Below are 12557 nucleotides of genomic sequence, written 5' to 3'. Positions count from 1 at the left end.
TGGGGCGGTTCATCGTTTCTGGCAACGATGGACCGCCTCTTCGTGTTGATGTGTTCCGAAGGAAAGCGGTCTCGCGCCTTCTGCTGGAAAACTGCTTTAGCAGATCAAATTCCCGGCCCAATCCTTTGCTCATTGTTTGCGTAACTTCGGGATGACTTGCGTCTCGCATCCGAGCGCAAAGTGGAGTTGACATGCAGTCCAGGGAAGTGCCGTTCTTCAGCCAGTGGGAATCGCCCGACATGACCCTGCCTGTTCTGGCGGAGGGACCGTCGGCGCTTCTCCGCGATCCGCTGTGGCGCAACTCCGGCGCCGAGACGGTCGAAGACTATGCGCGCTGGGCGGTCAATGTTTGCGGCATGGCCTGTCTGAAGATGATCCTTGCCACGCGCGGCGACATCTACCCGACACTGGAGCTTGCCCGCGCCTGCACGGCCTATGGCGGCTATGTCGTCAACGAGGCCTCCGGCTCGATCAAGGGATTGATCTACGCCCCGTTCGTAACTTTCGTGGCCGAACGCTTCGGGCTGGCCGCAGAGACGATGACGAATGTCGACGTTGCCGCCCTTCCCGGATTGCTGTCGAAGCATCGGTTCTTCATCGCGTCCGTGAGCAGCAGCGTTCGCTGGCCCGAGCGAGAGCCGCCAGCGAAGGGCGGGCATCTGGTGCTGGTGACGGCAGCCTCCTCGGGGGAAATCCGCTTCCACAATCCGTCCGGCCACGACGAGCAGAGTCAGGCGAACGCCAGGCTTCCACTCGTCAGCTTCGACCGCTTTTTTGCCAATCGCGGCATCGCCGTAGAATTTCGGCCCTGATCAATCCTGGAGATAACAGTGGCAGAGAAGAAACTTCGTATCGGCGTGCTCTTCGGCGGTCGATCCGCCGAGCACGAGGTGTCGCTGCTGTCGGCGGCCAATGTCATGGCCGCGCTCGACCCGGCGAAATACGATGCTGTCCCGATCTTCGTCACCCGCGAAGGGCAATGGCTGCTAAGCCGTTTCGAGAACGGCGCTCTCGCCACGCCTTCCAGCGGCACTGAGATCTGCCTGGTGCCCGGTGGCCATGGGCGGATGCTGGCGATCCCCGCCGGCGGTGCGCCCCACGAGTTGCCTGCCCTCGACATCCTGTTTCCGGTGCTGCACGGCCTGCATGGCGAAGACGGCTCGGTGCAGGGAGTGGCAGAAGTGGCGCGCGTGCCGCTCGCCGGCTGCGGCATACTGGGTTCTGCCACGGCGCTCGACAAGGACATCGCCAAGCGGCTGCTGAAGGCGGCGGGCGTGCCGGTCGCGCGCTCGGTGACGATAGATGAGGTCGCGAGGCCGTCGTTTGCCGAACTGGAAGACAAGCTCGGCTTGCCTCTGTTCATCAAGCCGGCGCGGCAGGGCTCGTCGGTCGGCGTCGCGAAGGTCAACGGCAGCCAGGAATTCGATCGCGCGTTGACGGAAGCCTTCCAGCACGACCGCAAGCTGCTGGCGGAGGAATTCGTTCGCGGCCGCGAGATCGAGTACAGCGTGCTGGAGAGCCCCGCGGGCGAGCTCCTCGTCTCCCGGCCGGGCGAGATCGTGCCCGCGGAGAGCCACGGCTTCTACAACTACAACGCCAAATACATCGACGAGAATGGCGCGGCCCTGATCGTGCCGGCCGAGCTGCCGCAGGAAGTCGAGAATGGCATGCGCGATATGGCCGCCAGGGCGTTCCGGGCGCTCGGCTGCGACGGCATGGCCCGCGTCGACTTCTTCCTGATGCCGGACATGAATTTCCTGATCAACGAGCTCAACACCATTCCGGGCTTCACCAACATCAGCATGTACGCCAAGGCAATGGCGGCCAGCGGCATCAGCTATCCGGAGCTCATCGACCGGCTGGTGGCGCATGGGCTGGCGCGCGCCGGCCGCTGAAAAAGACCCGAGGATTCGAAATCTCGGTCGCGGCCAGTTGGCCACGTCGCCGCATCACTCCGGCAGGCCGGCCTTGCGGAAGCCGTCGACGAAATGCTCGAGCACCGCGTCGTCGCGGAACGGCTCGGTCTCGACCCAGCGCTGCGTGGAGAAATGCGGATTGCCGACGAGGAATAGCGCGACTTCGGTGCGCGCCTCGTCGAGCCGGTCGAGCTGAGCAAGGGCTGCCGCCAGGAAGCGGCGCGAGCTGGTGCGATAGGTCTCGTCGCGGCGCAGCGTCTTGACGGCCGCCTCGTAGTCGCCGGCCGCATACTGCGCCTGGCCAAGCGTCAGATAATACCAGCTTGGTGGAAACGGGTTGAGCCGGAACGCCTTGCGAATGTGCTCCAGGCCCAGTTCGACCCGTCCCGCCAGCACTTCGATGTCGGACAATGTCGCCCAGATATCGGCCTCGTTCGGGTCGAGCTCGATCGCCTTGGAGAATTCCGCCTCGGACTGCTCGAAATCACGCTGATAGGCAAGAAGGTTCGCCAGAACCCAGCGGCAACCGGCGTCGTTGGGGTCGATCGCCACGGCCTTGCGCGCCAGTTCCAGGGACTTGCTGCGGGCAGGCTCGAACGGCTCGCCCCAATGCACCCATCCCATCCACTGGTTCATGGCGAGCCAGCGATAGGCCTCGGCGTAGTCCGGGTCGAGCGAGACCGCGCGCGTCAGCATCAGGTCGGCCTCGCGCGCCATCTGCGGTGACTCGTCGAACATTTTACGCGCCCGCACGACGAGATCGTAGGCTTCGAGGTTCTTCGGCCGGTTGCGCTCCGGCGGCTCGCGCAGCCGCCCGAGCAACGCCTCGACGATCTTGGCGGTCGCCTCATCCTGGACGGCGAAAATGTCTTCCAGGCCGCGATCGAAACGCTCCGCCCACAGATGCTCGCCGCTCAGCGCATCGATCAGCTGCGCGTTGATGCGCACGCGCCCGGCGGCGCGCCTGGCGCTGCCCTCAAGCAGATAACGCACTCCAAGTTCGCCAGCGATGGCGCGCACGTCCATGGCCTTGCCCTTGTAGGCAAACACCGAATTGCGCGCGATGACGAACAGGCCCGGGATCCGGGAGAGATCGGTGATCAGGTCTTCCGTCAGGCCGTCGGCGAAAGAATCCTGGTCGGGATCGTTGCTCAGATTGACGAAGGGCAGCACGGCGATCGAGGGCTTGTCGGGCAGCGGCAGGAGTTTACGCGTGGCGGCGGGCTGTTCGACGGTACCGGTGAAGCGATAGCCGACGCGCGGCACCGTGGCGATCCACTCGCCACCGCCGGTGGCCGGACCGAGCAGCTTCCTGAGCTGCGCGATCTGTACCGTGAGATTGCCTTCCTCGACGGCCGTGCCCGGCCATGCCGCGTCCATCAGCTCAGCCTTGGCCAGAATTTCACCCGGGCGTGCGACAAGCGCCTCGAGGAGCTTCAGCCCGCGATGGCTGGCGGCGACGGGAACATCGCCCCGCAGCAGCGTTCCCGCGCCCGGATCAAATACGAACGGTCCAAAAGCAAAGCGCGATCCCTGCATGCGCAAATCTATAGAGCAATTCCAGGGAAAGTGTGAGCGGTTAAGTTCGCCGCTTGCACCGCAACCTTGCGGCCGGAATTGCGTAAAAACAAAGGGATAGAGCGGTTTTGCCGTTTCCATGAAACAGTGAAACGCTGCAGCCGATTTGGAAGTTTTTAGAACTATTTGGGAGGGCTTAATTACGCCGCCGACCGCCCGCGGCACACTGCAATCTCAATCAGGTCACGAGTCTCCAAACCGGCCACTGCATGGAGGTTGCCATGAACGGTATTCTTGCGCCTTGCGCACTTTTGGCTGCTCGCCCAACCGAGATCAAAGGCCGGCGGCGCTACAGCCTCTCAGCCTTGCGCAGTCTCATCGCGCTGCGTCGCGAGCAGGCCTATTTCCGCTTCGAGCTGAAGCGGATCGCGAAGGACAATCCGCATCTGATCGACGACATCGGACTGACGAGAAAAGAGGTCGAGGCGGAGATCGCCAAACTGCCATTCTGGCAGCGATGAGGTGGAAAAGAAAAAAGAGAGCGGCCCGTTGGACCGCTCTCTTCAGCAGCGACAAGCAGACCCCTTACTTGGCGTTCGGGTTCGGCATCCAGGCAGGCATCGCGACATCGGCATGGGCGAACTGCGGCAGCTTGGCCGACAGGTCTTCCATGTTCTTGATGTCCTTGTCGATCAGCTCCTTCTGGGTGATCAGCGTCGGCGGCACGATGACGTTGTGGCCGGGATCCTCTCCGGCGAGAAGCTGCGCCAGAGCGCGTACCGAGACCTGGCCCACGACGGCCGGATTGGTGGCTGCAGTGGCAGCCCAGGCGCTGTCCGGCTCGCGCATCGCCGCGATATCGGACGTCGAGATGTCGGCCGAATAGATCTTGATGCCCTTGTTCAGGCCGGCCTCGTCTACCGCGATCTTCACGCCCTTGGCGAACTCGTCATATGGCGCGAACATAACCTTGATGTCGGGATGCGCCTGCAGCACCGAGCGCGCCTGGTTGGCGACGGAATTGGCGATCGGGTTGTCGAGCGTGCCGAACTGCGCGACCTCGCTGATGCCCGGGTACTTCTTCTTCACGTCCACCCAGGTCTCGTTGCGGCGGTCGAGCGGGGCGATGCCGGCGACATAGACATAGCCGGCCTTCCAGCTCTCGCCATTGTCCTTCACCGCCTGCTCGAGCGCCAGCTTGGCGAGATCCTTGTCCGACTGCTCGATCTGCGGGATCTTCGGGTTCTCGACATTGACGTCGAAGGCGACGACCTTGATGCCGGCATCGACCGCGCGTTGGGCGGCGTCCTTCATCGATTCCGTCAGGCCGTGCTGGATGATGATGCCCTGAACGCCGAGCGCGATCGCCTGGTCGACCATGTCGGCCTGGAGCGCTGCATCCTGGCGGCTGTCCAGCACGCGCAGGTCGACGCCGAGCGCCTTCGCCTGCGCCTCGACGCCGGAGAGATAGGCCTGGAAGAAGTCGCCGGTCGAAAGGTAACGCACCAGCGCGATCTTGACGCCCGGCTTGTCGAACGGCGCGGGGCGATCCGCCGCCAATGCCGCCCCCTGCGCCAGCAGCGCCGCACCGGCGAGGCCGAGTGCGGCCTTCCCCAAAAGTCTTCTTGTAATGCTCACTTCGTTTTCCTCCGTTTTGTCTCACTGCCCCGGTCGAAACTATCTCTTGCCCCTGCCGGATAGGGCGAAGGTGAAGACAAGGGCGACGACGAGCACCGCGCCCTTGACGAAATCCTGCGTGTAGTAGGGAGCGTTCATCATCGTCAGGCCTTGCAGCAGGACGCCGACGAACACCGCGCCCACGGCCGTGCCGAAGGCGTTGGGCTTGGCGGCGCCGAGCACCGCGTAGCCGATTAGCGCCGCCGCCACTGCGTCGAGCAACAGATTATTACCCGAGGCGATGTCGCCGCGTCCAAGCCGGGCGGCGAGCAAAATCCCGCCGATCGAGGCAAAAACTCCCGAAATGACGTAGGCCCAGATTTTGTATGCCTTGACAGGCGCGCCGGCGAGTTCAGCCGCCCTCTCGTTGCTGCCGACGGCATACATCATGCGACCGAAGCGGGTGTATTCGAGGAAGAACCAGATCAGCGCCGCGAGCACCACCAGTACCACCACAGAGACCGGGATCAGGTTCGGGATGAAGAAGTCGATGCGGTGGCGGCCGAGCGCCAGGAATGCTTCCGAGAACTTGCCGTTGGCGACCGAGCCGTCGGGCATGGTCATGCCGGTGGCGATCGAGCGCCCTTCCGTCGGAATGCGCTGCAGGCCAAGCAGCAGGAACATCATGCCGAGCGTGGCCAGCAAATCGGGCACGCGCATATAGACGATCAGCCAGCCGTTGATCAGGCCGACGATGACGCCGATGACCAGGCAGGCGATGACGGCGACGATGGCATTCTGCTCCAGCACGACCATGGCATAGGAAGCCGCCATCATGGCGCTGGTGGCGACCGAGCCGATCGAAAGGTCGAAGCCGCCGACCACGAGGGTGGCGGTGACGCCGAGCGCCAGCACGCCGGTGATGGCCACCGACTGGAAGATGAAGACGGCGCTTTGCGGCGAAGAAAAACCGTCGGCGGCGATCGCGAAATAGGCGATCAGCCCGACCAGCAGGACGATGAAGCCGTAGCGGATGGCATAATCGCGCACCATCACTCAGCGCCCTGCCGCGCGGCTATCCGACAAAAGCTCATTCCAACTCCACTCCGTGCAAATCCAATGCGCGTCGCGTCGAAACGGATTCACGCGACGCGCTTCAAGTTCTCTTTTCTGATGCATGTCGTTCTCCAAAACCGCTGCGCACTTTTGGGCGACATGCATTGGACCTCATGCCGCGCTGTGAAGCGGACCGCCGGCCACTTCCGCCAGCAGCCGGTCGAGGTCGATATCGGCGTTGCGATGCTCGCCGACGATCGTATGTTCCGACATCACCAGGATGCGGTCGGCGGTCTCCAGCGCCTCGTCGATCTCGGTAACGAAGATGAGCGTCGCGCGGCCGTCGGCGCTGGCTCTCAGCTTGGCGGCGATGTCGCGACGCGCCGAAATGTCGACGCCCTGGAAAGGCTCGTCGAGGATGAAGAGCCGAGAAGCCTGCGACATCCAGCGCGCCACCATCACCTTCTGCTGGTTGCCGCCGGACAGCGCCGACAGCTCGTCCTTCTCCGAGCGGCAGAGGATGCCGAGCTCCTCGATCTGGCGGCGCGCGACGGCGCGCTCGGCGCGCCGTTTCATCACGCCGAAGCCCGACATGCGTTTCAGGAACGGCAGGCTGATGTTGCGCTCGATGTTGAAGCCGCCGACAATGCCGCTCGCGGCGCGGTCCTTGGCGACCAGGAAAACGCCGGCGGCGACCGCCTCGCGCGCCGACCCCGGCGCGTAGGGCTTGCCGTCCATATGCATGGTGCCGGCAAGCGGCCGGCGCACGCCGAACAGCGTTTCCGCCAGAGCCGTCTTGCCGACCCCGACCAGGCCGGTGATCGCCACCACCTCGCTGGCGCCAAGCGTCATCGAGATGGGCCTCGACCCTTGCGCGATCCGCAGGCCCTCTGCGGTGAAGACGGCGCGCGCCGAGCTTCTGGCCACCACCCGGTCGAGGTGGATCTTGCGGCCGAGCATGGCGTTGACGGCGCCCTCATAGTCGAGCGGCTTCGTCTCGAACACACCGGAGATGACGCCGTCGCGCATCGACACGATACGGTCGGCCAGCCGCCTGATGTCGGACATGCGATGCGAGATGTAGAGGATGGCGACGCCCTGCCCTCTCAACCGGTCGATCAGCGAAAACAGCCGGTCAGCCTCGGCGCTCGACAGCGAAGAGGTCGGCTCGTCGAGTATCAGGACCTTGGGCTGATGCGCCATGGCGCGGGCGATGGCGACCATCTGCCGGTCCGCCAACTGCAAGTCGCTGACGCGCGCCTTGAGATCGATGGCAAGCCCCATGCGGTCGGCGACAGCTCTCGCCTCGGCGCGGACATTGCGCGGCTTGAACAGCAACGACGCGCCCTTGCCGCTCAGCCTGTCGAGCGTGAGATTGGTGGCGACATCGAGATCGGCCACCACGCCGTCATTGATGTTCTGATGCACGGTGACGACACCGGCGCGGATGGCTTCGGCGGGGGTCTGCGGGTTGAAGGCCTGGCCGGCGAGCCGCATCGAGCCTGCGCCGCGCGCATAGACGCCGCTGACGATCTTGACCAGGGTCGACTTGCCGGCGCCGTTCGCGCCCATCAGCACCGTGACCTCACCCGCAAAGAGGTCTAGCGAGATGCCGCCAAGCACCTCGTTCTGGCCGAAGGATTTCCTCAGGCCCTCCACATGGAACACGGCATCAGCGCCCATTCCTTCCTCCCTGGTCCGTGACGCTATGGGCTCATTCGGCAATTGTCAACACGATTGACATTTGCCAGAGCGCTTCCTAGCTTGGCCCCGCCGCCGTGGCTCCGCTATCGTCGGACACCACGCGCAGGAGGGGAGAGAATGGCCGGGAAGTTCGAAGCATTGTCGGTGGAGACGCTGCCGAAGCGCCTTGGGGAGACCGGGGCGCTGACCGGGCGGATCGGAAGGGACACCGGTCGCTGGAAGGTGCGCGAGGTCGGCGACGGCAATCTCAACCTCGTCTTCATCGTCGAGGGCGACCAAGGTGCCGCGGTGGTCAAGCAGGCGCTGCCCTATGTGCGGCTGGTCGGCGACAGCTGGCCGCTGCCGCTCAAGCGCTCCTTCTTCGAATATCACGCGCTGACCAGGCAGGAGCGCCGAGCGCCCGGCTCGGTGCCGGCGATCTATCATTTCGACGAGGCGCAGGCGCTGATCGTGATGGAGTATCTGGCGCCGCCGCACGTTATCCTTCGGCGCGCGCTGATCGACGGCCGCGAGCTGCCGAACATCGCGCGCGACATCGGCCTGTTCATGGCCCGCACGCTGTTTCGCGGCTCGGACCTGTCGATGGTGACGAAAGAGCGCAAGGCCGACCTGGCGCTGTTTTCCGACAATGCCGAGCTCTGCGACATCACCGAGAACCTGGTGTTCTCCGACCCCTATTTCGACGCCAAGATGAACCGGCACACCAGCCCGCAGCTCGACAGGCTGGTCGCCGAATTGCGCGCTGACCGCGACCTGAAGGTCGAAGCGCAGCGCCTGAAGCATCTCTTCGCCGCCAATGCCGAGACGATGTTGCATGGCGACCTGCACTCCGGCTCGATCATGGTGACGGACACCGAGACCCGGATGATCGATCCAGAGTTCGCCTTCTATGGTCCGATCGCCTTCGACATCGGCATGCTGCTCGCCAATTTCTGGATGGCATTCTTCTCCCAACGCGGCCATGAGGACCAAGGCAGCCGGGACTCAATGCGCGCCTATCTGCTCGGTGTCACCGCCGAGACATGGGCAGTGTTCCGCGCCGAGTTTTCGCATCTATGGCGCACCGAGCGCACCGGCATCCTCTACCAGAAGAGCCTGTTCGAGGATCAGGGCGACGTGCTCGGTTCCGAACAGGCACTCGACCACATGCTGCATTCCATATGGACCGACCTACTTGGTTTCGCCGGCATCGAGGTGCACCGGCGCATCCTGGGCCTCGCCCACAATGCCGATTTCGAGACCATTGCCGATCAAGACCTGCGCGCCAGATGCGAGGCCAAGGCTTTGCGTTTCGGCCGCCACATTGCCGTCAACCGGCGCCAGATCCACAGCATCGACGAGGTCAACAATCTGGCCGCGCTGATCGAAAAGGAGAAGAGCCTTTGAACGTCGGCGAACGCCACTACCGCACCATCTGGCTCAGCGACGACAAGCGGTCGGTCGAGATCATCGACCAGCGCTGGCTGCCCCATGAGTTCCGCATCGAGACGGTCGGAACGGTCGCCGGCATCGCCACCGCGATCCGCGACATGTGGGTGCGCGGCGCGCCGCTGATCGGCGTCACCGCCGCCTATGGCGTCGCTATCCAGATGAAGGACGATCCGTCGGACGAAGCGCTCGATGCGGTTTGGGAGACGCTTCATAAGACGCGGCCGACGGCGATCAATTTGCGCTGGGCGCTGGACGAGATGCGGCGCTTCCTGAAGCCCCTGGCGCCGGCAGAGCGCGCGGGGGCCGCCTACCGGCGCGCCGCCGAGATCGCCGACGAGGATGTCGGGCTGAACCGCGCCATCGGCGAGAACGGACTTGCCATCATCAGGGAGATCGCTGCGCGCAAGAAGCCGGGCGAGACCGTGAACATCCTCACCCATTGCAATGCCGGCTGGCTGGCGACCGTCGACTACGGCACCGCCACCGCGCCGATCTATCTCGCGATCGAGGCCGGCATCCCGGTGCATGTCTATGTCGACGAGACGAGGCCGCGCAACCAGGGCGCCCAGTTGACCGCCTGGGAAATGGCTGGCCATGGCGTGCCGCATACGCTGATCGTCGACAATGCAGGCGGCCATCTGATGCAGCATGGCGACATCGACATGGTGATCGTCGGCACCGACCGCACTACGGCCAATGGCGACGTCTGCAACAAGATCGGCACCTATCTGAAGGCGCTTGCCGCAGCCGACAACGACGTGCCGTTCTATGTCGCGCTACCCTCGCCCACGATCGACTGGACCGTGGCCGACGGCCTTGCGGAAATCCCGATCGAGGAGCGCTCGGGCGATGAGGTTTCGCTGGTGTGGGGCAAGACCGAGGACGGGAGGATCGCGCAGGTGCGCATTTCTCCCGATGCGACGCAGGCAGCCAACCCCGCCTTCGATGTGACGCCGGCAAGGCTGGTGACAGGTCTGATCACAGAGCGCGGCGTGGCCAAGGCCTCGCGCGAGGCGCTTAAGGCAATGTTCCCTGAGCGTGGGTGATCGGCTGGTCTCCCTCCCAGCACATCGTCACGACCGGGATGTCATCGTCAATTGACAGCGCCGCCCTCCTCTCCCATAAAGCCCGCGTTAAAGTTCTCAGGGCGGGGTGAAATTCCCCACCGGCGGTAAGGGTTTCGACCCGAGCCCGCGAGCGCCTCCTGGCTGCAGGAGGGTCAGCAGATCCGGTGCGAATCCGGAGCCGACGGTTACAGTCCGGATGGAAGAGAACGTACGCAGGAGACGGTTTGCGCATGCGGCCGGATTTTTTTGCGTCGTGCGTCCTGATTCTGGTTCGAAACGGAAGGAAGGACCCATGAATCAGCATTCCCCAAAAGACTATGAAACTCCCCGCATCGCCGTCATTCGCGCGCGTTGGCATGCCGACATCGTCGACCAATGCGTGGCGGCGTTCGAGGCGGAGCTTGCCGCGCTTGGCGGCTTCGTCGTCGAGGTCTGCGACGTGCCGGGAGCCTATGAAATCCCGCTGCATGCCAAGACGCTCGCCGAGACCGGGCGCTATGCCGCGATCCTCGGCACCGCCTTCGTCGTCAATGGCGGCATCTACCGGCACGACTTCGTGGCAAGCGCCGTCATCGAGGGCATGATGTCGGTGCAGCTTGCGACCGGCGTGCCGGTGCTGTCGGCGGTGCTCACGCCGCACAACTACCATGAGAGTGCCGAGCATCACCGCTTCTTCCACGAGCATTTCAAGGTGAAGGGCAAGGAAGCCGCGAAAGCCTGCGTCGAGATCCTTGCCGCGCGTGCCCGAATAGCGGCCTGAACCGCTTCGCGCACGGCGCATCCAAACTAAACCGATTTGGATTTCAGGACCGCGCCTTGAGTGGGTTGCGGTCCGTCGGAAATCCGGCCAGAAGCAGTTGGGCCGGACTTCGGCCCAAAGCTGCTAAATCGCGCCTGCAACCAGATACGGGAGACTATTCGTTGGCTCGCATCACACTGAGACAATTGCTCGACCATGCTGCCGAACACGGCTATGGCGTGCCTGCCTTCAACATGAACAATATGGAACAGGGCCTCGCCATCATGGAGGCGGCCGAGGAGACCAAGTCGCCGGTCATCCTGCAGGCCAGCCGTGGCGCCCGCGCCTATGCCAATGACGTGGTGCTGGCCAAGCTCATCGATGCGCTGGTCGAGATCCACCCCGACATCCCGGTCTGCATGCATCTCGACCACGGCAACAACGAAGCGACCTGCGTCACCGCGATACAGTACGGCTTCACCTCGGTCATGATGGACGGCTCACTGAAGGAGGACGGCAAGTCGCCGGCCGACTACGCCTATAATTCAGGCATCACGCGCCGCGTCGTCGATATGGCGCATTGGGGCGGTGTGTCGGTCGAAGGCGAGATCGGCGTGCTGGGCTCGCTGGAAAGCGGCGGCGGCGAGCAGGAAGACGGCCACGGCGTCGAGGGCGCGATCAGCCACGACCAGCTTTTGACCGACCCGGTGCAGGCCGAGCAGTTCGTGCGCGACACGCATGTCGATGCCCTGGCGGTGGCCATGGGCACCAGCCACGGCGCCTATAAATTCTCGCGCAAGCCGGACGGCGCGGTGCTGGCGATGAACGTGATCGAGGAGATCCACCGCCGCCTGCCCAACATGCATCTCGTCATGCACGGCTCGTCCTCGGTGCCAGAGGAATTGCAGGAGATCATCAACAAATATGGCGGCCAGATGAAGCCGACCTGGGGCGTGCCCGTGGAGGAGATCCAGCGCGGCATCAAGCACGGCGTGCGCAAGATCAACATCGACACCGACAACCGCATGGCGCTGACCGGCGCCATCCGCAAGGTGCTGACCGAGAATCCGTCGGAATTCGACCCGCGCAAATATCTGACGCCGGCGATGGCGGCGATGAAGAAGCTCTGCAAGGAGCGCTTCGAGCAGTTCGGCACCGCCGGCAACGCGCCGAAGATCAAGCCGATCCCGCTGGCGGAGATGGCCAAGCGCTACAAGTCAGGCAGCCTCGACCCGAAATTCGGCTGAGGCGTTGTGTCCCGCGACCGGCTCAATCCCGGTCGCGGGCAACCCGTCCCCCTGGTGGAAGGGCATTGCACAGTCGAGCCGTTCGACATGACCGGCGAAGGTCGTGGTCCTGAGCGGTTTCAAGGCATGTCGGCTATCTCCGCCTCACCGGGACAGGGCCGGTGCGGGCGATCCCGCCCCGGCGCCGACAAGCCTCGCATCCGATCTTAACGCCAATGACCAGCGAGGCGTGAGGCACTCCGGTAGCGCTCGAAGCCGCCAA

General features: G+C 64.1%; 11 protein-coding genes and 1 riboswitch. Of the genes, 7 read left to right on the top strand and 4 right to left on the bottom strand.

What is annotated here, in order from left to right:
* Positions 1 to 191: 191 nt before the first annotated feature.
* Positions 192 to 812 (top strand): cysteine peptidase family C39 domain-containing protein, encoded by a 621-nt coding sequence (locus ACR64R_RS01290; protein WP_487359894.1) that lies wholly within the window; start codon positions 192 to 194, stop codon positions 810 to 812.
* An 18-nt stretch (positions 813 to 830) separates the two neighbouring features.
* On the top strand, positions 831 to 1895 hold the full coding sequence (locus ACR64R_RS01285; protein WP_487359893.1) for a D-alanine--D-alanine ligase family protein: 1065 nt from the start codon (positions 831 to 833) through the stop codon (positions 1893 to 1895).
* A 54-nt stretch (positions 1896 to 1949) separates the two neighbouring features.
* Here ACR64R_RS01285 and ACR64R_RS01280 read toward each other — a convergent pair whose 3' ends face one another.
* A complete protein-coding gene (locus ACR64R_RS01280; RefSeq protein WP_487359892.1) occupies positions 1950 to 3455 on the bottom strand; it encodes a winged helix-turn-helix domain-containing tetratricopeptide repeat protein in 1506 nt (501 codons plus the stop codon).
* 260 nt (positions 3456 to 3715) lie between these two features.
* On the opposite strand from ACR64R_RS01280, the gene ACR64R_RS01275 reads away from it, so the two are divergent.
* Positions 3716 to 3955, top strand: coding sequence for a DUF1127 domain-containing protein (locus ACR64R_RS01275; protein WP_487359891.1), 240 nt, complete (start codon positions 3716 to 3718; stop codon positions 3953 to 3955).
* Between the two features lie 64 nt (positions 3956 to 4019).
* On the opposite strand, the gene ACR64R_RS01270 is transcribed toward ACR64R_RS01275, so the two are convergent.
* The 3 genes from ACR64R_RS01270 to ACR64R_RS01260 all read right to left on the bottom strand — a co-directional run bounded on the left by ACR64R_RS01270 (position 4020) and on the right by ACR64R_RS01260 (position 7790).
* Complete coding sequence (locus ACR64R_RS01270) at positions 4020 to 5072, bottom strand: substrate-binding domain-containing protein (RefSeq protein ID WP_487359890.1); 1053 nt, start codon at positions 5070 to 5072, stop codon at positions 4020 to 4022.
* Between the two features lie 39 nt (positions 5073 to 5111).
* Complete coding sequence (locus ACR64R_RS01265) at positions 5112 to 6104, bottom strand: ABC transporter permease (protein ID WP_487359889.1); 993 nt, start codon at positions 6102 to 6104, stop codon at positions 5112 to 5114.
* Positions 6105 to 6278: 174 nt separating this feature from the next.
* Positions 6279 to 7790 carry a sugar ABC transporter ATP-binding protein gene (locus tag ACR64R_RS01260; protein ID WP_487359888.1) on the bottom strand — a complete coding sequence of 504 codons (1512 nt, stop codon included), beginning with the start codon at positions 7788 to 7790 and terminating at the stop codon, positions 6279 to 6281.
* Between the two features lie 138 nt (positions 7791 to 7928).
* On the opposite strand from ACR64R_RS01260, the gene mtnK reads away from it, so the two are divergent.
* From mtnK to fba, 4 genes are all read left to right on the top strand, one after another.
* On the top strand, positions 7929 to 9197 hold the full coding sequence (gene mtnK / locus ACR64R_RS01255; protein ID WP_487359887.1) for an S-methyl-5-thioribose kinase: 1269 nt from the start codon (positions 7929 to 7931) through the stop codon (positions 9195 to 9197).
* Positions 9194 to 10288 (top strand): S-methyl-5-thioribose-1-phosphate isomerase, encoded by a 1095-nt coding sequence (gene mtnA / locus ACR64R_RS01250; RefSeq protein WP_487359886.1) that lies wholly within the window; start codon positions 9194 to 9196, stop codon positions 10286 to 10288. The genes mtnK and mtnA overlap by 4 nt, the downstream gene beginning before the upstream one ends.
* A gap of 88 nt (positions 10289 to 10376) precedes the next feature.
* Positions 10377 to 10521: riboswitch (FMN riboswitch) on the top strand.
* An 80-nt stretch (positions 10522 to 10601) separates the two neighbouring features.
* Positions 10602 to 11069: a 6,7-dimethyl-8-ribityllumazine synthase gene (locus ACR64R_RS01245; protein WP_487359885.1), complete on the top strand. Its 468-nt coding sequence runs from the start codon at positions 10602 to 10604 to the stop codon at positions 11067 to 11069.
* A 161-nt stretch (positions 11070 to 11230) separates the two neighbouring features.
* A complete protein-coding gene (fba, locus tag ACR64R_RS01240) occupies positions 11231 to 12295 on the top strand; it encodes a class II fructose-bisphosphate aldolase (protein WP_040998092.1) in 1065 nt (354 codons plus the stop codon).
* The last annotated feature ends 262 nt before the right edge of the window (positions 12296 to 12557 follow it).

The organism is Mesorhizobium sp. MC2-1-1, from assembly GCF_057597255.1.
Note: the sequence above shows the minus strand (reverse complement) of the source record. Positions and strands in the feature narration are given on the sequence as shown.